Annotated in this window: 17 protein-coding genes; 7 read left to right on the top strand and 10 right to left on the bottom strand. The window is 60.4% G+C overall.

Annotated elements, in window-relative coordinates; genetic code table 11:
* Nucleotides 1-45: 45 nt before the first annotated feature.
* The 4 genes from ACFO3S_RS09690 to xylA form a co-directional block, all read right to left on the bottom strand.
* Nucleotides 46-1,329, bottom strand: a complete 1,284-nt coding sequence (locus ACFO3S_RS09690; protein ID WP_378094825.1) for an ABC transporter permease — start codon at nucleotides 1,327-1,329, stop codon at nucleotides 46-48.
* Entirely contained in the window at nucleotides 1,326-2,120 is a 795-nt protein-coding gene (locus tag ACFO3S_RS09685; RefSeq protein ID WP_378094823.1) for an ABC transporter ATP-binding protein, read from the bottom strand. The genes ACFO3S_RS09690 and ACFO3S_RS09685 overlap by 4 nt, the downstream gene beginning before the upstream one ends.
* Nucleotides 2,121-2,414: 294 nt before the next feature.
* Nucleotides 2,415-3,911 (bottom strand): xylulokinase, encoded by a 1,497-nt coding sequence (xylB, locus tag ACFO3S_RS09680; RefSeq protein WP_378094821.1) that lies wholly within the window; start codon nucleotides 3,909-3,911, stop codon nucleotides 2,415-2,417.
* A 15-nt stretch (nucleotides 3,912-3,926) separates the two neighbouring features.
* Complete coding sequence (xylA, locus tag ACFO3S_RS09675; RefSeq protein ID WP_378094818.1) at nucleotides 3,927-5,240, bottom strand: xylose isomerase; 1,314 nt, start codon at nucleotides 5,238-5,240, stop codon at nucleotides 3,927-3,929.
* 194 nt (nucleotides 5,241-5,434) lie between these two features.
* Between xylA and ACFO3S_RS09670 the strand changes: the two genes are divergently transcribed.
* From ACFO3S_RS09670 to ACFO3S_RS09640, 7 genes are all read left to right on the top strand, one after another.
* Nucleotides 5,435-6,595, top strand: coding sequence for an ROK family protein (locus tag ACFO3S_RS09670; protein ID WP_378094815.1), 1,161 nt, complete (start codon nucleotides 5,435-5,437; stop codon nucleotides 6,593-6,595).
* A 566-nt stretch (nucleotides 6,596-7,161) separates the two neighbouring features.
* On the top strand, nucleotides 7,162-7,482 hold the full coding sequence (locus tag ACFO3S_RS09665) for an ArsR/SmtB family transcription factor (protein WP_378094813.1): 321 nt from the start codon (nucleotides 7,162-7,164) through the stop codon (nucleotides 7,480-7,482).
* A 140-nt stretch (nucleotides 7,483-7,622) separates the two neighbouring features.
* On the top strand, nucleotides 7,623-10,952 hold the full coding sequence (locus ACFO3S_RS09660) for a DEAD/DEAH box helicase (RefSeq protein ID WP_378094810.1): 3,330 nt from the start codon (nucleotides 7,623-7,625) through the stop codon (nucleotides 10,950-10,952).
* A 23-nt stretch (nucleotides 10,953-10,975) separates the two neighbouring features.
* Nucleotides 10,976-11,380 (top strand): hypothetical protein, encoded by a 405-nt coding sequence (locus ACFO3S_RS09655; protein WP_378094808.1) that lies wholly within the window; start codon nucleotides 10,976-10,978, stop codon nucleotides 11,378-11,380.
* 180 nt (nucleotides 11,381-11,560) lie between these two features.
* The gene (locus ACFO3S_RS09650) at nucleotides 11,561-12,010 is read left to right on the top strand and encodes an Lrp/AsnC family transcriptional regulator (protein ID WP_378094806.1); all 450 of its coding nucleotides are present in this window, start codon (nucleotides 11,561-11,563) and stop codon (nucleotides 12,008-12,010) included.
* A gap of 4 nt (nucleotides 12,011-12,014) precedes the next feature.
* Nucleotides 12,015-12,608 carry a chromate transporter gene (locus ACFO3S_RS09645; protein WP_378094804.1) on the top strand — a complete coding sequence of 198 codons (594 nt, stop codon included), beginning with the start codon at nucleotides 12,015-12,017 and terminating at the stop codon, nucleotides 12,606-12,608.
* The gene (locus ACFO3S_RS09640; RefSeq protein ID WP_378094802.1) at nucleotides 12,605-13,150 is read left to right on the top strand and encodes a chromate transporter; all 546 of its coding nucleotides are present in this window, start codon (nucleotides 12,605-12,607) and stop codon (nucleotides 13,148-13,150) included. The genes ACFO3S_RS09645 and ACFO3S_RS09640 overlap by 4 nt, the downstream gene beginning before the upstream one ends.
* Before the next feature lie 174 nt (nucleotides 13,151-13,324).
* Here ACFO3S_RS09640 and ACFO3S_RS09635 read toward each other — a convergent pair whose 3' ends face one another.
* The 6 genes from ACFO3S_RS09635 to ACFO3S_RS09610 all read right to left on the bottom strand — a co-directional run bounded on the left by ACFO3S_RS09635 (nucleotide 13,325) and on the right by ACFO3S_RS09610 (nucleotide 20,848).
* Entirely contained in the window at nucleotides 13,325-13,873 is a 549-nt protein-coding gene (locus ACFO3S_RS09635; RefSeq protein WP_378094800.1) for an RNA polymerase sigma factor, read from the bottom strand.
* A gap of 100 nt (nucleotides 13,874-13,973) precedes the next feature.
* The gene (locus tag ACFO3S_RS09630; RefSeq protein WP_378094798.1) at nucleotides 13,974-14,651 is read right to left on the bottom strand and encodes a TIGR00266 family protein; all 678 of its coding nucleotides are present in this window, start codon (nucleotides 14,649-14,651) and stop codon (nucleotides 13,974-13,976) included.
* Between the two features lie 18 nt (nucleotides 14,652-14,669).
* Nucleotides 14,670-15,251, bottom strand: coding sequence for a hypothetical protein (locus ACFO3S_RS09625; protein WP_378094796.1), 582 nt, complete (start codon nucleotides 15,249-15,251; stop codon nucleotides 14,670-14,672).
* A gap of 272 nt (nucleotides 15,252-15,523) precedes the next feature.
* On the bottom strand, nucleotides 15,524-17,638 hold the full coding sequence (locus tag ACFO3S_RS09620) for a beta-galactosidase (RefSeq protein WP_378094794.1): 2,115 nt from the start codon (nucleotides 17,636-17,638) through the stop codon (nucleotides 15,524-15,526).
* Between the two features lie 39 nt (nucleotides 17,639-17,677).
* The gene (locus ACFO3S_RS09615; RefSeq protein ID WP_378094792.1) at nucleotides 17,678-19,264 is read right to left on the bottom strand and encodes an ABC transporter substrate-binding protein; all 1,587 of its coding nucleotides are present in this window, start codon (nucleotides 19,262-19,264) and stop codon (nucleotides 17,678-17,680) included.
* A gap of 24 nt (nucleotides 19,265-19,288) precedes the next feature.
* The gene (locus ACFO3S_RS09610; protein ID WP_378094790.1) at nucleotides 19,289-20,848 is read right to left on the bottom strand and encodes a response regulator; all 1,560 of its coding nucleotides are present in this window, start codon (nucleotides 20,846-20,848) and stop codon (nucleotides 19,289-19,291) included.
* Nucleotides 20,849-20,914: the final 66 nt, after the last annotated feature.

Genomic DNA, 20,914 nt, shown 5'->3' with positions numbered 1-20,914 from the left:
GAAATCTTGCATTTTCCGGTTAGGTTGTCCCCAAGCGGGGGGCGCCTATTCCTTCTCCCGGCGCGAAGCGCTGGACGCAGCGAGAAAACCGTTGACCGATCTCAGCCAGATCCAGCCGGCGGCGGGAACGGCGGCGGCCGCCATCCAGGCCGGCCCGCCGAAAGCCAGACCGATCCGCACGCCAAGCAGAAGCGACCACAGCAAGATCATCGGCAGGGCCAGCCATGCGATCGCTTTGCGGGACGCCTCTTCCTCCGTCTTCTTCCGCCACTCGAACAGCGAGACGTACGCCTCGGCCATCCACTGCTTCCAGCTCCGTCTCAAGGTCGCCACGACGAGGAAGGGAAGGGCGAGCCATACGAAGGCCGCTATAGCTACCGGAGGAAGCGCCAGCGCGGCAGATCCGGCTCCGAAGAAGTAGGCCAGCTGACTCATCAGATCCGGACGCCGCAAGACGGCCTTCATCCAACTGTCCGCCAGCCGGTCCGGAGCGCCGCCTCGTTGCCGCAGCAGCGGCTGCGAGCGGGCGAACAGAATCGGCTTGCTTCGCGTCGGCACCGGCCTCTTCTCCAGCGAATGCTGGAGCAGCCAGCCGACGAGCGCCGCATAGCTTCCATTTTCCACGGCAATCTCATGCAGCAGCGTTCCCCTCATTCGCTGCCGCAGAAGCAGAAGAACGCCCGCGGCAGTCAGGAAGACCGCCCCGATCAGAAGCCCCGCGGCCGGGCTTTGCAGCGCTTCGTCCGCCAGAGCGGCTGTCCCGAAGACGAATGCGGCGCCGGCCGGCATGACCGCTGCCCAGCGGCGCCAGCCGCTCCAGCGAAGCGCAATCCGATCCCTCAGCAGCGTCCAGAACAGTCCCGCCGACGTGTAGGATAGAACAAGAGAGGCCAGCGAAGCCGCAGACAGCCCGAATACCGGAAGCAGAATCGGCGACAGCGCCGCGACGATGCAACCTAGAGCGATTATCCGGGCGGCGCCCCCATAGACAAAGCCCCAGACGACGAAAGCCTTCCTCCACTTCGGAATGCGGTGCAGGAGCAGCCCGTCCCCCGGCTCGGCGAACGTCCGGAACTTCCCCGCCAGCTGCAGCAGCGCCAAAACCAGAAGCAGCGGGTACAGCGGAACGTGTTCCAGGCCGGCAGGCGGATTGTTCGTCAAGTCCCGGTAGATGCCGGCGGAAATAAAGGACCAGGGGAGCACGATGTAGAGGCACACCGTCCAGTCCAGTACGGTGCGCCAGCACTTCCAGATCGCTCTCCAGAATGCCCCCGCCCGTTCCAGGAACAGCTTACTCGGAGTGTAGCGTACGGTCGCCGGCGAAGTCATGCCTCCACCTCTTCGTCCCGGAGCGTCAGCCGGTGAAAGCAGTCGAACAGCCTCGCGTCCGGTTCGCACCCTGCCAGCCGGCGGATCTCCTCCAGCGTTCCCGACGCCGCCTCTCCTCCCGCGTGCACGAGCACGAACCGGTCGCACATTCTTTCCGCCGAGTCCAGGACATGCGTCGTCATCAAGATGGCCGCTCCTCGGCTTCTCTCCTCGTCCAGGGCATCGATCAGCTCCATCACCGCACCCGGGTCCAGCCCGATGAACGGCTCGTCCACCAAGTACAGCTCCGGCTTCAGCAGAAAGCCGACGATCAGCATCGTTTTCTGCTGCATGCCTTTGGAGAATTTCACCGGATAATGATGCCGGAAGCCGTTCAAGCGGAACCGTCGGAGCAGCTTGTCCGCCCGTTCCTGCAGCTCCTCGTCGGACAGCCCGGCGGATGCCGCGGCGAGCGCGAGATGCTCCCACAGCGTCAGCCTCTCGTATACGATCGGCTGCTCCGGAATATAGGCGATTCTGGAGGAGATGTCTCCCTCCCGGACCGCGTTCTCCTCCTCTCCGCGCCAATACGACTTCGCTCGCCAATGCGGCAGCTGGCCGAGCAGCCCTTTCATCAGCGTGCTCTTCCCGGCCCCGTTCGGACCGAGCAAGCCGACTCTCTCGCCGGCTTGAACGTCGAGAACGACATTCCTTACAATGGGCCGGTCTGGCTCGTAGCCCGCCTCCTCGATTTCCGCCCGCAGCAGCGGCGGATTATCCGCGCCTTGCCCGTTCGCCGTCCAATCGTCCATCGTACGAATACACTCCCGCTTTTTTGATATTTTTCGACCCGCCGCTCTATACGCTATTCTATACGACGATCGGATGAAGAAAGTTCCCCAAGCATAAACGGCTTACGCCGTCCTTGGGACCGGCGGGATCACGTTTATGTCGGAGGTGATTCAGATAAGGATAACGAATTTTATAATTTCTGGATCACTAAAAAACCGAAAGAGCCTTCTCCCGTTTACCGGCCGGGAATGACGAAGGCTCTCGAAGGAAAGGGAGGCATCCCCTTGCCCTAACTTTCATTCTATCCGATTATGCTAGTTTCGAAAAGCGTACAGCGCGTGATTGATGCCCGCGGTCTGGGCGTACACCTGGCGGTACAGCTCGAACAGCTGCCCGTAGCGGGCGCTGGCCGCCTGGTCGGGACGATAGATGCGAGCGTGCTTAACGAACGTTTCTCCGCAGGCGTCGAGAGACGGGAACCAGCCGCAGCCGACGGCCGCCAGCATAGCCGCTCCGAGTCCGGGACCCTGCTCGTTCTCGAGCGCCACCACCTCGGCTTTGAAGACGTCCGCCTGCATCTGCAGCCAGAGCGGATTTTTCGCTCCGCCGCCGATCGATACGACTTTGTCGACCGGTTTGCCCGCCGCGCGGAACATCTCGATCGATTCGTTCAAGGAGAACGTAATGCCCTCCATAACCGCCCGGGCAAAATGCGCTCTCGTGTGGCTTCCGTCCACGCCGATGAAGCTGCCGCGGATTTGCGCATCGGCATGCGGCGTCCGCTCGCCGACGAGATAAGGCGTGAACAGCAGGCCGTTCGAGCCGGCCGGGATGTCCTCCGCGCCCTGCAGCATCGCGTCGTAGGTCTCGCCCTTGGCGAACGTATTGCGGAACCAGCTGAGCGAATAGCCCGCAGCAAGCGTGACGCCCATCGCGTAGAACGCGCCCGGCTTGCCATGGTTGAAGAAGTGAACCTTCCCCCGATAATCGGCGGAAGCGTCCTCTTCGTAAGTCAGGACGACGCCAGACGTGCCGATGCTGCACAGCGTGAGCCCCGGCGAGAGAATGCCGGCTCCGATCGCCCCGCATGCGTTGTCCGCCCCGCCGGCGAACACCTTCGTCTCCTGCCGCAGCCCGGCCGCCAGCGCCGCTTCAGCCGTCAGCCCGCCGACGTGCGCTCCCGCTTCCACCAGAGGCGGGCAGAAGCCGGCCGGAATCGAGAACGCGCTCAGCACGTCCTCGCTCCAGTCGCGGCCCGCGACGTCGAGCATCAGCGTTCCCGCCGCGTCCGACAAGTCCATATGCTTCTCGCCGGTAAGACGCAGCCTTACGTAATCCTTAGGCAGCAGGAAGCTTGCCGCCTTTGCGAACCGTTCCGGCTCATTCTGCTTCACCCACAGGATCTTGGGCAGCGTGAAGCCTTCCAGCGCGGGATTGCGCGTGACGGCCAGCAGCTTGTCGCCGAGCGTCCGTTCGATCTCCCGGCACTGCTCCGTCGTCCGCGTATCGTTCCACAAAATCGCTCTTCGCACCGGCTTGCCGTGCGCGTCCAGCAGGACGAGCCCGTGCATCTGCCCGGAGAAGCTGATCCCTTCAATGTCATTCGAATCGGCATCCGAGCTCGCGAGCAAATCGCGCAGTGCGGCCGTCGTGCCCGTCACCCAATCCTCGGGATCCTGCTCGCTCCACCCCGCTTTCTCGTGATAGAGCGGATATTCCCGGGTCGCCTCCGCATGCACGGCGCCGTCCTGTCCGACGAGCAGCGTCTTGACCGCGCTCGTTCCCAAATCTACGCCTATGACATATTTCATGGAGTCGTTCTCCTCTTATACGCTATAGATGATATCGTTCAGGCTCGCCTTGATCTGCTCCAGACGTCCGGACTCGTTGCGAATCGGCTTCGCCTGCAGCGCGTACGCTTCCAGCGACTTCAGCGTTGCTTTGCCGGATACGATGTCGGCGCCGATGCCCTCGCTGAAGCTGCTGTATCGCTTGGCCACAATGTCGTCGAGCACCCGGTCCTCGATCAGCTTCGCCGCCGCTTTCAGTCCGCGGGCGTACGTATCCATGCCGGCGATATGCGCGAAGAACAAGTCCTCGTCCTCGAAGGAAGAACGGCGAACCTTCGCGTCGAAGTTGACGCCGCCGCGTCCGAGACCGCCGTTTTTCAAAATCTCGTACATCGCCAGCGTCGTCGCGACGAGATCGGTCGGGAATTCGTCCGTATCCCAGCCCAGCAGCAGATCGCCTTGGTTGGCGTCGATCGAGCCGAGCATGCCGTTGATGCTGGCCACGCGAAGCTCGTGCTCGAACGTATGTCCGGCCAGCGTCGCATGGTTCGCCTCGATGTTCAGCTTGAAGTGATCCTTCAGGCCGTAGCTTTGCAGGAACGCGATCGCCGTAGCGGCGTCGAAGTCGTACTGGTGCTTGGACGGCTCCTTCGGCTTGGGCTCGATCAGGAATTGAGCGTCGAAGCCGATCTCCTTGGCGTAATCGACCGCCAGATGCAGGAAGCGGGCCAGATTGTCGAGCTCCAGCTTCATATCGGTGTTCAGCAGCGACTCGTAGCCCTCGCGGCCGCCCCAGAACACATAGTTCTCTGCACCGAGCTCCTTGCCGACCTCCAGTCCCTTCTTCAGCGTCGCCGCCGCGTAAGCGAACACCTCCGCGTTGTTCGTCGTGCTGGCGCCATGAACGTAACGCGGATGCGTGAACAGGTTCACCGTATTCCACAGCAGCTTCTTGCCCGTCGATTTCTGATAGTCCTTCAGCATGGCGACGATGATGTCGAGGTTTTTGTTCGTCTCGGCCAGCGTCGCGCCTTCCGGTGCGATGTCCACGTCGTGGAAGGCGTAGAACGGAACGTTCAGCTTCTCCAGCAGCTCGAAGTTGGCCTCCACGCGCGCCTTCGACTTATCCAGCGGCGAAAGCGAATCCCAGCTCCGCACCGCCGTGCCGACGCCGAACGGATCGCTGCCGTTCGCGTTGAACGTGTGCCAATAAGCGACGGCGAAACGCAGATGCTCCTCCATCGTTTTGCCGAGTACGACCTCTTGCGGATTGTAATGACGGAAGGCGAACGGATTTCTCGAGTCGCGTCCCTCGTACTGGATTTTAGGAACGTTAGGGAATTTGCTCATCTTTCGACAGGCCTCCTTGAAAGCGATATCATTTTTTAATCTGGTATCAGCATACCACGCTCTCGCTTAGTTTGTCTATCCAATAAACAAAGTTTAGAAAAATGAATTGTGATATAATGGCGGAGACTTGACCATTCTCATTTTACCGGAAACAGATCTCGTTTTGCCGGATCCGAAGGAGCTTCAGAGACGTGATGACGACACCGACAGGCGACCAAGCGCTCATTAAGCGTATCAATACAGCCATCGTGCTGGAATGTATTTTGAGAGGCTCGCCCCTCTCCCGCGCTCAAATCTCCGAGCAATCGGGACTGAACAAAGCGACCGTGTCCAGCCTCGTCCAGGATTTGATCGACGGGGCGCTCGTGCGGGAGATCGGCACCGGCCAATCGAGCGGAGGACGAAAACCGGTGATGCTCGAATTCGTCGCCTCGTCCGGATACGCCGTCGGGATCGATCTGGGGGTTAACTATATCCGGGGCGCGCTAACCGATCTTCGGGGCGGCATCGTGAAGGAGACGACGCTGCCGCTTCGCGATCAGGAGCCGGAGGCGGCGTTCGAGCAGCTGTGCGGGTGCATCCGGGAGCTGGCGGAGTCGGCTCCCTCCAGCCCTTACGGCATCGTCGGCATCGGAGTCGGCGTTCCGGGGCTCGTCGACGAGCGCGGAGCGATATTGCTGGCCCCGAATCTGGGCTGGCGGGACGTGCCTCTCCAGCGTTTGCTGACGGAGCGATTCGATCTGCCGGTTACGATCGATAACGAGGCTAATGCGGGAGCTCTGGGAGAGCAGAAATACGGAGCCGGCCGGAGCATCGCCAATCTGGTCTACGTCAGCGTCGGCATCGGGATCGGCACGGGGCTGATTTTGCATAAATCGCTGTATAAAGGCTCGGCAGGCTACTCAGGAGAAATGGGGCATCTGTCCATCGAAGCTCACGGCAAAAGCTGCACCTGCGGCAATCGGGGCTGCTGGGAGCTGTACGCCTCGGAGCAGGCGCTGCTGAAGCAGGCGGCCCCGCTCGGCTTCGGCGATCTGGAGGAGCTGCTCGCGGCTGCCCATTCCGGAAGAGAGGACGTTCAGGAGCTGTTGGCGGGTATCGGCGAGTATTTGGGCATCGGGATCGCCAACATCGTCAACGTCTTCAACCCCGACGCCGTCGTCATCGGCAACCGGATGAGCCAGGCCCGCCCTTGGCTGGAGCACGCCCTGCGCCAAACCGTCGTACAGCGCGCGCTCGGCTTCCACCTGCGCAAGGTGCAGCTCCTCTTCGCCGAGCTCGGCGAACGTTCGGCCATGATGGGCGCCGCCGAAATGGCCATCTCCGGCTTCTTCACCCGCCTCAAGTCGGCCTAATGTCTGCCTTCTCACGCACCGACCGGGGCTCCCCTGCCGGGCCGTATGCCCGCGTGCCCTCGCCAAGCCGCGTGACACGCCGGGCCATGTGCCCCGATACGCTCACCGAGCTGCGCGATACGCCGGGCCATGTGCCCCGATACGCTCGTGGGCTCGCGGCAGCGAGGCTCGGAGCGGGACCCGGGCTCGGCGACTCGCATCGGGCGGGCTCGCGGGCAGTGAGCCTCTGAGCGGAGCAATCCGCGGGCAGACATGCCGGACGGCGTTACGCGCTCAGACGCTCCCGGCTCGCCAATCATACTCCGCGTGATGTCCGCCTCAACGAAAATGCCGCCTAATCCGGTTAATGCCGTCGTATCCCCTCCACACTTTACTTATCGCCGTCCCTACGTCTCTCTAGTTTTCGAACGGATGCGTCGGGCATACGTTCAGCAAGCTGGCATACATCTAGCATGCCTCTAAACTAACTTTATCTCGTTAGTCTTTTATGCTATAAATTAATGTATCATTATATGCGAATCTAGCGCACCAACATCGAGTGCTGTCACGTGAGAGGAGTTCGAGAAATGAGCGATCGATTGGGAGATATGGCGGAGCTGCTGAAGCTGTTGGGAGATCGTACGCGACTGGCGATTTTGGGCTTGCTTCAGGAGAAAGACCTGTGCGTCTCGGATATCGTCGAGCTGCTGGGCACAAGCCAGCCGAATGCCAGCCAGCATCTTCGCAAGCTGAGGGCAGCCGGGCTCATCAGCGAGGAGAAGCGAGGCCAGTGGGTTTACTACACGCTTAACCTCAGCGAGTTTCCCGATCTGCGCGTCTTCCTGTCCCAGCTGCCGGGACGCCAGGAAAGACTGCACTCGCTCGCCGCTCTGGCGGAGCGCAGTTGATTCCCGGCCCAGGCGTCCGCTGGGGCTCGAAGGAAGCGATCGCCAACTGCGCCAAGTGTTCCCCCGTCCCGGAAAGTCGTCCCCCCTGCTCATTTCTGGTATCATGAGGACAACAAGTAAGATAAGGCAGGGGTCGTCCCATGAGCTTTCAACTAACGAAACGAATCATCAAGACGATGTGCGGGAGCTATTCCTACGAAAGGGGAGAAGCCGACTGCCGGGCGGGCAAAGTCGCAATCTCCGACTACGATCCCGCGCTCCGCGTCTGCGCGGCGACGGTCAAAGGCACACACTCCCTCTTTCGTGTGGAGATCCGGGCGGGGGACAACGGAGACCTCCAGGCCGATTGCGAATGCCTTCGTCTGAACCTGTCCGCCAGCAGCAGCTGCCGCCATATCGCCGCCGTCCTGCTGAGCTTGTACGAGCTCCAGCGCTCCGTTCATCCGAACGCGGCCCAACCGGCCAAGCCCGCTTCCGCCCGGCTCAGGAGCGACAGCCGCGCTGCCGTCTCCCCGGAGGCCGCCCTGTCGGACGGTCTCCTCGATCTGTTCGACAACAAGCCGCCCCGCCCCCGCCGAGTGCCTACTCTCTTCGATTCTCGCGAGCCGCTGAACGTGGAATTCATCGTCAGTCTGTTCCCCTACGGCTACCGTAAAAATATGTTCGCCATCGAGCTCAGAGCCGGCGTGAAGCGTACGTACGTCGTTCCGAAGCTGCGGGACTTTCTGGAATCCGTCGACCGCCGCGAACGGTGCGAGTTTTCCAGGCATTTTACGTACGATCCCGCAGCCCACTGCTTCCACGAATCGAACGACGCCATCCTTCGCAAGCTTATCGAAATCCATTATAACGAGAAAATGTACCGCGAGTCGGCCGGCGTCCACGCGGCATGGTCCATCCCTTCCGGCGGGGAGCGCATGCTGCTGATTCCGTCGGCCCCGTGGACGGAGCTGGCTCCTCTGCTTGCGCAGGCGGCATCCGTACGGCTCGAGCACGACGGCATGTCCTACGAAGGGCTGCGCCTCTCGGATATGCCGATTCCGCTGCTGTTCGATCTGGACCAGGCCCCCGACCCTCACCCGATTAAAGCCGGGACGGAGAGCGAATCGCAACCGGCCGGCTACCGGCTGGACGTCTCCGGACTCGACCGGCTGACCGTCCTCGAGCCTTACGGGCTCGTGCTGTCCGAAGGCGCGCTGCTCAAGCTGAATCCCGAGCAATGCCGGCGGCTGTTCGAGCTTCAGCGGATGCTGGCGAATGCCCGCGACGCCCGCACGATCCGGATTCCGCCCGAGCGGATCGCACCGTTCATGGAGAAAGTCGTTCCCGGCCTCATGAGAATCGGAAGCGTTCGTCTCTCGAAGACCGTGTCCGACCAAGTCGTGCAGGCGCCGCTTAAGGCGAAGCTGTACCTCGACCGGGTTAGAGACCGGCTGCTTGCCGGGCTCGAGTTCCATTACGGAGGAGTCGTCATCAACCCGCTCGAAGATCCGGAGAGAAGCCGGGGAACGAGTCTCATCCTGATGCGGGAAGGAGACAAGGAAGCGCAGATTCTCGATCTGATGGAGCAGGCGAACTTCATGAAAACGGAGAGCGGCTACATGATGGAGGACGAGGAGGGGCAATACGACTTTCTGTACCATGTCATTCCGCAGCTGGAGAAGCTGCTTCAGGTGTACGCCACGACGGCGGTGAAAATCAGGCTCCATTCCGGGCGCGCGCCCAGAATTCGCGTCGACGTGGACGAACGCACCGATTGGCTGGCGTGCAAATTCGAGCTGGACGGCGTGCCGGAGACGGAAATCCGTCATCTGATCCAGGCCTTGAGCGAGAAAAGAAGATATTACAGACTCCCTAGCGGAGCGCTAATGCCGCTGGAGACGCCCGATTACGAAGCGATCAACCGTTTTATCGCCGTGATGAAGGTGGACAAGGGCAGCTTGCACGGTTCGGAATTCCGGCTGCCGGCCGTGCGCGGGCTGCATCTGATCGACGCCGAGAACCGGGATCCCGCCTTAAAGCTCGGCAAATCTCTGCGAAGCTTGCTGGAAAACATGCGAAACCCGGACAGTCTCGATTTTCCCGTGCCGGACACTCTTGCTCCCATTTTGCGAGATTACCAGAAGTTCGGCTATCAATGGCTCAGAACGCTGGCGCATTACCGCTTCGGCGGCATTCTGGCGGACGATATGGGTCTTGGCAAGACGCTTCAGAGCATCGCCTATCTCGTATCGGCGCTATCCGAGATCAGAAGCCACGGGCAGCCGGCCATTATCGTCTGTCCCGCTTCGCTCAGCTACAACTGGCTGAACGAGCTGCGGAGATTCGCTCCCGAGGTGCGCGCGGTCGTCGCCGACGGGGATAAATCCGAGCGCGGCCGCATTCTTTCGGAGCTTTCCCAAGTCGACGTCCTGATCACCTCTTATCCCCTGCTTCGCAGAGACGCCGAAGCGTACGCGCAGCCTTATTTTCACACGCTGATTCTCGACGAAGCGCAAGCGGTCAAAAACTACGCGACCCAGACCGCTCATTCGGTTAAAGCGCTGCAAGCCCGTCACCGGTTTGCCCTGACGGGAACGCCGATCGAGAACGCGCTGGAGGAGCTGTGGTCGATCTGCGACGTCGTCTTTCCCGAACTGTTCCAGGACCGGCGGACGTTCTCGGAGCTGTCCCGGGAAGCGGTCGCCAGGCGGATACGACCGTTTCTTCTGCGCCGTCTGAAGACGGACGTGCTCTCGGAGCTGCCCGAGAAGATCGAATCCGTGCAGTCCTCCGTGCTGCTCCCCGAGCAGAAGAAGCTGTACTTGAGCTATCTGGCCAAGCTGCGCAAAGAGACGCTGAAGCATCTGGATGAGGAGGGCTTCGGCCGAAGCCGCATCCGGATTCTGGCCGGCCTGACCCGGCTTCGCCAGCTTTGCTGTCATCCGGGCCTGTTCGTGGAAGGCTACGAGGGCGGATCGGCCAAGTTCGACCAGCTCATGGAGCTGATCGAAGAGTGCCGCGGCGCGGGCAAGCGGATGCTCGTGTTCTCACAGTTTACCGAAATGCTGAGCCTCATCTCCCGGGAGCTCGGCTATCGAGGGGTCTCGTTCTTCTATCTGGACGGAGCGACCCCGCCGGCGGAGCGGGTCGACCTGTGCAGCCGTTTTAACGACGGCGAGCGCGAACTGTTTCTCATTTCGTTGAAGGCGGGAGGAACCGGCCTGAACCTGACCGGAGCCGATACCGTCATCCTCTACGATCTGTGGTGGAATCCGGCCGTCGAGCAGCAGGCCGCGGACAGAGCGCACCGCATGGGGCAAAAAAACGTCGTTCAGGTCATCCGCCTTCTCGCCCAGGACACCGTGGAAGAGAAAATGTACGCGCTCCAGCAGCGGAAAAAGCACCTCGTCGACGAGGTGATCGAGCCGGGACAGGAGGCTCTGTCTACGATGACCGAGGAAGAGATTCGGGAGCTCTTGACCATTTGACGCCGGACCGGACGAATGCCCGAATGAAAGAAGAACCTGATCGGCTGCTCCGTTCAGCCTGCCAGGTTCTTCTTTATTATTTCACCTGGTCTGCCACCCTTCTCACCAACGCCTCGACCGTCTTGCCCGCCGCCTTCCGCTCTTACGGACTCATTCGAGACGGAAGCTTCTTCGTCAACCTCGCTGTAATCGATCCAGGACTGCGCGCAGGGGCCGCAGCGGCCTCTCCGTCAGAACGGTGCCGTACGCTTCAGGTCGTTCCAAGTCGGATTCTGCAGGTCGGAGCCATCCGTTCCTGTTTGGCGCCACGTATGTATTCCGCTCCGAAACGTCATTTCCCCTTCCCTTGCTGTCGACGTTACAGTGAAGAGATGTTTTTCAAATTGAAATATAAATTTAAACAATACATTGATAACGAAGTCAATTAGAGGTATATTATTACGTATCGAAAATAAAATAAACTAATATCTTTCGCGATTCATACGGATCATCATGCAAAAACGCCTTCGGCGTCCTCTAGACGCGGAATCGCGTTTTTGCCGGAGGTGATTCGGATAAGGATAGCGAATTTTACACTTTCCGAATCACTGAGAAAGGCGGTGCCGGGCATGCAGGTCGACGACATCGATCGCCAGATCATTAGGGCGCTGAACGCCAACGGACGAATCTCCTACACCGATCTTGCCAAGGAGATCGGACTTTCCCGCGTGGCGATCCAAGCCCGCATTCATGCGCTGATGGAGGAAGGGGTGATCGAGAGGTTTACGGCCGTCATCAATCCCGAGAAACTGGGCATTCACGTATCGGCTTTCTTTAACGTGGAGGTGGAGCCCCGAAGTCTGCAGAGCGTCGCCGACGCTTTGGCCGAAGAATCGGCCGTGACGAGCCTGTATCATATGACCGGGCCGAGCAAGCTGCACATGCACGCGTTATTCGTGAACAATACGGAGATGGAACAGTTTCTGAACGGGAAGCTGTATAAGCTGCCGGGGGTCGTCAGCGTGGATTGCCAGGTGCTGATTACTCGCTATAAGAGCCGCATGGGGATGAGGTTGTAAACGTATGGCTAGGGATGGAACGAAAAAATACGCCCAACTGGCGTGGGCCATGGGCAAGACGGGAGTGCTCGGCTATGGGGGAGGGCCGTCCGTCATTCCGCTTATCCGGCACGAGGCTGTCGCCAAGTACCGCTGGATGAACGACGACGAGTTCGGAGAGACGCTGGCGATCGCCAACGCGCTGCCCGGCCCGATCGCCACCAAGATGGCGGCTTATTTGGGCTATCGCGAGAAAGGCGTTGCCGGCGCCATCGTTGCCTGTCTCGCCCACATTCTGCCCTCCGGCATCGCGATGATCGTTCTGCTGTCCTTCGTCAACTTCCTGAGCCGCTCCCCCGTCGTTCAGGGGATGATCGCCGCCGTCATGCCCGTCGTCTCCGTCATGCTCGGCGTCATGGCCTACGAATTCGCGAAGAAAGCCTATCAGGGACTCGGCAGAGGAATGGTCGTCGTCTTCTGCGCGGTCTCGTTCGTTCTTCTGCAGCTCGTTCCCGTCCATCCCGCTGTCGTCATCGTCCTGTTTCTAGCCTACGGCGCCGTTCATTTCCGCATCCTCGGCAAGCTTAAGAGGAAGAAAGCGGAGGGAGAAGCCTCATGAGCCTTCAAGACCTGATCGATCTGTTCTCCGGCTTCTTCCTGTCCAATCTGCTCGGCTACGGAGGCGGTCCGGCCTCTATTCCGCTTATGTATCGGGAGATCGTGACTCATTACCAGTGGACGTCCGACGCCGATTTCTCCAACCTGCTCGCGCTCGGCAACACGCTGCCCGGCCCGATCGCCACCAAGATCGCCGCATTCGTCGGCTACGACGTCGCGGGCGTCGGCGGCTCGTTAGTCGCCTTGGCCGCCACCATCGTTCCTTCCGCCGTCATGCTCATCGTGCTGCTCCGGTTAATGGCGCGTTACCGGCAGTCGCCGGCCGTGAAAGGCATGACGCTGCTCGTGCAGCCGGTCATCGCCGTCATGATGCTGGTGCTGACCTGGCAGATGGGCAGGACGTCGATCGAGTCCCTCGGCTGGTGGCAGGCGATTCCGATTGCCGCCGTCGCCTTATGGGCGATGGAGAAGCGGAAAATCCACCCCGCCCTGGTCATCCTGTGCGCCTTCGTCTATGGCGGGCTTGTCGTTCCTCACCTCTGAAGCGTCCTCCAGGTCGACTACAAAAGCGGCGGGGACTGGACGGTGACGAGAACGGATGCCAGCATTACGGTATCCTCCTGCGGAGTGCACGAGACCGGCGTCCGGGCGAAATAACGGACGTCCGCGATGCAATACAGCCGAGAAGCCCGGCGGCGGCCGGAATTCTCGGCTTTCTCATGTCAAACCCCTGTCCAGCTGCTTGCGAAGCAGGTCTCTTCCCCGCTTAAGCCGCGACTTGACCGTGTTCATCTTGATCTGGTTCATCTCCACGATCTCTTCCATCGACATGTCCAGCACATACCGCTGAAACACCATCTGCCGATAGGCCTTCGGCAGCTTGTCGATGGCCGCGAGCAGGTGCTCCGCCGTTTCCTTCAGAATCAGCGCGTCCTCCGGCCTGCTGGCTTCGGCGACCTGATCCTCCCAGCCTTCGTGCTTCATCAAGGGATGGCTGAGCGTCAGCTTCGTCTTCCTCTTGCGCAGCATGTCGATGCAAATGTTTTTCGTCGTCGTGAAGATGAGCGAGGAGATCGAGCCCGCCGGGTCGAGACGTTCGAAGTTCACATAGAGCTTCAGGAACGTCTCCTGTACGGCCTCCTCGGTGTCGGTCTTGCTTCGCAAAATTTTCCAGGCGAAGCTGAATATTTTATCCTTATAATGCTCGAACAATTGCTCGTAAGAGACGACCGGCAAGCCTCGGCCGACTGCGGGTTGCATATCCATAGGCTTTACACCTCTTCCCCGTAAATCTCGTAATCCCTATTATACCATCATAGAGCATGTCTGTTCGAGATTCACAGAAAATTCGCAAAACCTTTTTTCGTTATCTGCCCGGCAGAAACTTCTTGATCCAATTCCCGAAGCCGGAAGGATTGCGGGTCTGGATGAGAACGACCCCTTCGCCGCGAAAGCGGCATACGAGACCCTCCCCGCTCGTTATGCTGGAAAACCAGCCCTTGGAAGCTTTCTCGATCGAATAGTGGACGTAGTCCGGCCATGCCACGAGGTGACCGTTGTCGATAATGCGTTCTTCTCCCGGCTGGAGATTAACCGCATGGATCGAGCCGTACGAAGCGAGGAACACCGTGCCCTTCCCGCTGATCTCGATAATGAAGAAGCCTTCGCCGGACAGCAGCCCGCGGCTTAGGTTCTGCATTTTCGTATTCACCTGAATGCCGCTCGTTCCGGCGAGGAAGCCGTCCTTCTGGACGAGAAGACGATAGGAGCCGTCCAGTTCAACAGCCTGAATGTCTCCGATCGACGACGGCGCGAGCAGCACCTCTCCTCCCCCGCGGTTCGCCGACAGCTCCTGGAAGAAGAACGTCTCGCCGCTGAGCATTCTCCCGAGTCCCGCCATAATGCCGCCGTCCGCCGTTCCTTTGACGTCGATATGGGGCGACATGGACACCATCGCTCCCGATTCGGCCTTCAGGCTCTCTCCGGCCTCCAGCTCCACCTTCAGCATGGCGAACGCGCCCTGGTACAGCAAGTTGTATTTCATAATAAGCCCTCCTATCCATTAAAATCGACGTCTTCCCGAGAAACGGTCCTTATACCCGTCTCCCGAAGAATCGATCAATTCGTTCAGTCTGCCGAAGGCGTCTTTAAAAATGCGCGTCATTTCCTGGACTTTGTCGAACTCCTCTTCGCCGGGGCCCATATTCTCGTAGAACATCCTCTGAAGCAGCGTCTGGTAGAGTTGGAGACGCTCTTGGAGTCCTTGCTGCTCCTGCCGGACGATTTCTTCAAAGGAATGGCTTTGAATCCAGCGGTCGAGATCGTCCGCGGGCTCCGGCTCCGGTCCCCGGCCGGATCGCTCCGAAGGAATGCGTTCCAGACGGTCTCCCGAGACGTCGACGGAAGTGCGAAGATTCGAGAGCAGGATCCGTTCCTTGGCCAGCATGACCTGAAAAGCTTTGTTGGCGAGCAGATCGGCGACGACCAGACGGCACATCTCCGGGTTGCCCAGCAGGCTGGCGTCGTAAGGATGCAAAATCCACTGCTCCTGCTGAAGGAACAAGTTAAATTCGAACCAGGTTCCTCCGTAATTGAATCGGATATTAATCGTCGAAGAATCCAAGATTTCAAAGGAAAAATCCAAGCGTCGAGACTCCTCCCTCTCTGTTTGTCCTCTTTCTCTTCTTAATAATAAACGGAATAGTTGGGGTTTACTAGCCCTACGAGTTTCGACAAAGCTTCGCCTGTCGACGCTGCCGGTGCGATATGATGTCCATCCATTAGTTCGTCGCAAAAAAACACAATCCGCAGGCTCAGGTTAAACCTCGCTCGCGGATTGTGCCGCAGTTCGTTCGTCATGGATCGGGCCGGAGCAGAAGCTTTCCGGCTCGTTAACGAGGCTCGATCCTGGGTGGTCTAACTCTCGCTGGCAGCCGTCTTCCGCCGCAGGATGCGCGCGCCGTTGGCCGGAAGGTCGATCCGCCCGGACGCGCGTTCGCCCGTCTCCATATCCTCGTACCCGGCTTGGTCGAGCTCGACCGCCGCCGCGCCGCCCGAGAAGTTCAGCAGGAAGACGAAGTCGGCCGCGCCGTCGCTGCGCATTTGGGCGGTTACTCCCGGCGGAAGCTCCCCGTCGAGGGCCCGGAGAACGCCCGCCTCTTGTACAAGCTTGCCGTAGAACGCCCGATAGAAAGCCTCGTCCATAATCCTTGCCGCCAAATAATACGCCGCGCCGTCCCCAAGACGGTTCACCGTCAGCGCCGGACGCCCCGCATAGAAGTCGCTGCCGTATACAGCCAGCACCTCCGCCGTCTCGGCGTGGATGAGCTCGCACAGCTCGCGCACCTCGAAGCTCCCTTCGAAGCCGAGCGCGTTGCCGGCCTCCATCACGGCCGCATTGCGGTCGCTGTCGTACAGCCCCTCGATCTCCTCGGCCCAGATGCCGACGGTCCGGCGCAGAGGTCCCGGAAAGCCGCCGAGATGGCACAGGTCGTTCTCGTTCACGACGCCGCTCCAATAGGTGACCGCCGCGGCGCCCCCGTCCCGTACGAACCGCTCGATCTTCCGCCCGGTCTCCTCGCGCAGCAGATAGGCCATCGGAACGAGCAGCAGCTTGTACCCGCCCAGGTCGTCGCCGGAGCCGACGATGTCGGTCGGCACGCCCAGCTCCCAGAGCGCCCGGTAATGCTGCATCACCGTCTTCTCGTAATGGATGCCGCAATTGCGCGGGCCTTGCGCGTCGTTGACCGCCCAACGGTTATCCCAGTCGAACAGGATGGCCGCTTCGGCCGGCACCGGCGTGCCCACGAGATCCGCTAGTCCCGCCAGGGTGCGGCCCAGCTCGGCCACGTCCCCGAACACGCGCGTATGCTCGTGCCCGGCATGATCGACGACGGCGCCGTGAAACTTCTCGCTGGAGCCGCGGCTCTTGCGCCACTGAAAATACTGCACCGTATCGGCGCCGTGCGCCACCGCCTGCAGAGAGGACAAGCGATGCATGCCGGGACGCTTCAGCTTGCTCACCGGCTGCCAGTTCGTCAGGCTCGGCGTGCTCTCCATCAGCATGAACGGCTTCTTCTTCAGCGAGCGGAACAGATCGTGGTTAAAGGAGAACCACGAGGCGACTCCTGCGTCCGACTCGGCCTCGTGCCAGGTTGGATAGGCGTCCCAGGAGACGACGTCCAGCTCGTCCGCGAACGCGCGATAGTCGAGGTCGTAAAATAAGTCCATCATATTCGTCGTGCAGGGCAGCTCCGGATTGGCCGCCTTGAGCGGCCTGATCTCGTGCCTGTAGAAATCGAGCGTCCGGTCGGTCACGAACCGCCGCCAATCCAGATTATGGCCGTGCACCATCGTCTCTCCGTGCGGCGCCGGCGATTCCAGCTGCGACCAATCCGTATACGTATGGCTCCAGAAGGCGGTCCACCAAGCCAGGTTCAGCGCTTCTAGCGTGCCGTATTTGGCCTTAAGCCACTCTCGGAACGCTTCCTGACAGTAGTCGCAATGGCATTCGCCGCCGAACTCGTTCGAGATGTGCCAGCCTACGACGGCCGGATGATGCGCGTACCGCTCGGCCAGCTTCGCATTCATCAGAGCCGTCTTCTCCCGGTACACCGGCGAAGAATAGCAGTGATTGTGCCGCAGGCCGTGCAGGTTCCGGACGCGGTTCGCTCCGACCCGCAGCACTTCCGGATATTTCTGCGACATCCAGGTCGGCCTGGCCCCGCTCGGCGTCGCCAACCAGGCGTAGATCCCGTTGTCCGCGAACGCGTCCAGCACGCGGTCAAGCCAGCCGAATTCGAAGCGGCCCTCCTCCGGCTCCAACGCCGCCCAAGCGAAGATGCCGACCGACATCACGTTGCAGCCCGCCAGCTTCATCAGGCGAATATCCTCCTCAAGCACCTTCGGATCGTGAAGCCACTGATCCGGGTTGTAGTCCGCGCCGTGCATAATCGCCGGCAGTTTGGCGCTGATCGGAGGAAACTTCCCGATACCGCCGTTTCTTTTGTTGGAGTCGCTATTCCTTGCCATCTTCGCTCATCCCCTCTATTTTGCAAAATATGAGTTGAATCAAAGCTGCATCGAAAGAAACGCGTCGATCTGCGCCTGCAGCTCCCGCCCGATCTTCTCGATGCCCGCGGTCTTCAGCTGTCTGATCAATTCGTCCCTGCCCTTGTCCAGATCCTGGATCAGCCCGTATTCCAGCGGAATGGCGTATCGAAGCATGACGTTGCCGACATTCGCCACCTCGGGCTTCACGCCGGCGTCGTTAAACACGAACGTCTCCAGCGGAAAGTGGACCCTTTCGTCCAGCCATCTGTCGTGAATGGCCGCCGCTTCTTCCGGGAAATCGGCATCCGTCCGGTTCAGGGGAGAGTCCCATCCCCAACTGGAGAAGCTCGCATAGTTGGCAGCATACGGCCCGCTCCGCATTTTGTCCTCGCCCACCGGCTCATAATGCTTGCCGGCGATGCCGTACATCGCCAGATCATGGATTTCCTTGTCGTTCTGCAGCAGGTCGATCAGCATCAACGAGCGCTCGACGTGCTTCGACTCGGCATGGATCGCCAATCCGTTCTGGGTGGAGATCGACCCGATCTTCCCCTTGCCCGGGGTCAAGTCGGCGATCGCGCCTTCGAACTCCGGGCGGTCGCGGCGCATTTCGACGAGATTAAGCGCCAAGGTTCGCAAGTTTTGCGCGTAGGATCCGGTTTTGCCGGCCAGCATGCTCTGCCACACGTCGGTTTTGTTCGTAATGACGTTTTTCGACCAGCCGCTGCGGTCCGCCAAATCCTTGTAGTACGCGATCAGCTCCCGAAACTCCGGCGTCTCGTAGACGTTGAATACCCGTCCCTCCGGATCGTCCAGCCGATAGGCGAACGGAATGCTGTAGTCGACCAGATTCCACTCGTTTTGCTGCTCCAGCAAAATTTGATCCAGCTCGTGCCACTTCCAGCCGTCCGCCGGCTTGGCGCCGAACGCGGAGATTCCCGGCTCTCCCGTTCCGACCGCCTTCAAGTAAGCGGCGAACGTCTCCGGATCGCTCACCGGCTCGAGATGGTACTTTTTGCGCAGGTCGTCGCGGATGATGACCGCTTTGTCGGTCATTTCCTGATCGTTGTTCGGAACCATGTACAGCTTGCCCTCCACCTTCGCCTGCCTCCAGGCGATGTCCGGCATCCGTTCCCACGTTCGGGGAGCATAGCGGGCGAGCAAATCGCCGGTCAGCTCCAGAAAGCCGCCCTTAAGCGCCTGATCGTAGTAGAAGGCCCAATTCGCGGTATACGCGATATCGAAGCTTTCTTTCGCCGCGAATTTCAGCGGGTATTTCTGAGACCAGTCCGACCAGTCGAGAAATTCGACCTCGACGGCGGCGTTGATTTTGTCCTTAAGCAGCAAGTTGAGCCGTCCGAACACCTCCTCGTAGTCCGCAGGCTTGTCGCCGATGAGCAGCATCCTCAGCCGGACCTCCTCGCCGATGTCCGGATCGCGGACAGCCTGCTCCGATCCGGGCGCCGCCGGGTCGTCCCCGGACTCCTGGCCGCCCGTCCTTCCGTTCGCCCCGCCTCCGAACCCGCTTTCGCCGCCGCAGGCGCCCAGCAGAAGCGCCGAGACGAGAATGACGGCCAGCTTTCGCACGCGCGATTGGCCTCCCATGACTCCCCCTCCTTGAACGCAGCGCTAGATTTTATGCTTCTTCCTGTACTCGCCCGGCGTCATGCCCGTCGCCTGCTTGAATTGCCGATTGAAATAAAGAATGTTCTTATAGCCGGAGCGGTCGGCGATTTCGTAGATTTTAAGCGTAGGGTCGGAGAGAAGCTCGCACACTCTGCGCATCTTCCGTTCGTTCAAGTATTGGCTGAAATGTACGCCGGTCTCCTCGAGGAACAGGTGACCGAGATAGTTCGGCGTAAAATCGAAATAGGCGGCAGTCTCCTTCAACGTGATCTTCTGATCCAGCCGTTCCTCGACGTAGCGCATAATCTCCTCGATCAGCTTGCGTTTTTGCCTTTGCTTCCTGGAATAGAGCAGCTCCGACAACTCGAACAGCCGCCGGCGAATCCAAGAAAGGATGTCGTGGATCGTCTCGAATTGAAACAGCCGCATCGGCTGGTGCGACTCCCATTTCAGCAGCTCGTACAAATCCTCGTTCATCGCGGCAAGCCCGGCATGGAGCCTCGAGGTGATTCTTACGATCAGATCGTAAGCTTCGCCCTTCGCGGTCGGCGCCGAATCGTCGAACAGCTCGAGCAGGGCATCGTCGATCGCGACAAGATCGTATTGCAGAATGGCTTCGAGCAGCCGGTCGACCGTATCGCCGAAGCTCACCGCAAGCTTGCCTCTGGCCGACGCCTCCGATACGCCGCGGATGAGGCGGTTTTTGCCGAGCAGCCATTTGGCGCTGAGCGCCGCCTTGGCCTGCCGATACGATGCGAGCAGCTCCTCCTCGTTCTGCGCGAACGCGCCCGCTCCGACCGTTACGGTGAACGGCAGCTTCTCCCGCACTTCCCGAATCAGCTCCTGAAGCAAGCTTTCGCCGAGCTCCTCGGAAGCCGCCGTCAGCAGAACGAACCGGCCGCGAGGGTCCGGCAGAAGCATGCCGGCCTGACGATCGGAGGCGAATCGCCGGAGGCGCTCGGCGACCCGCCCGATTCTCTGCCGGATCTCGTCCTCGGAGTTCCCTTGCAAATTCAGCTCCAGATCGTCGATCTCGATCATGGCGACAGCTACGCCCGTCTCGCAGAGCGGAGCGAGCAGGCTCCGAACGAGCGGACCGCCGTCGGCCCCGTTCAGCCAGCGCAGCAGCAGCTCCTCGTTGACGAGCGACAGCGCCTGCAGCACCGAACGGCTCTGCTCCCGCTCCTGTTCGATCTGTCCGCACACGCTCCCAAGCAGTTCGTAAAGCTCCCGGTCCTCGACCGGCTTCAGAAGATATCCCGAAGCGGCGATCTCGATCGCCTCCTTGGCGTAGCCGAAATCCTCGTGGCCGCTGACGAATACGATCTTCACGTTAGGCTGGAGCTTCTTCGCCCTGCGGGCAAAGTCGATGCCCGACAGAATCGGCATGCGGATGTCCGACAGAATGATGTCCGCCTGCTCCTGCTCCAGCACCTTCAACGCCATAAATCCGGTATTCACCGCGCCGACGATCTGCAGATCGAGCGGACTGCCGGCGACTCTGCGCCGCATCCATTCCAGGTCTACCGCTTCGTCGTCCACCAGCAAGATGCGAATGCTCATGCTCCCTCCAGCCTCCAAGAAGGTGTAGACTCTCTAACCTAGCATACCTGACGATGCTCCTGAACG

It is taken from the genome of Cohnella hongkongensis (assembly GCF_042654645.1).
GTDB classification, from domain to species: domain Bacteria; phylum Bacillota; class Bacilli; order Paenibacillales; family Paenibacillaceae; genus Cohnella; species Cohnella hongkongensis.
Note: the sequence above shows the minus strand (reverse complement) of the source record. Positions and strands in the feature narration are given on the sequence as shown.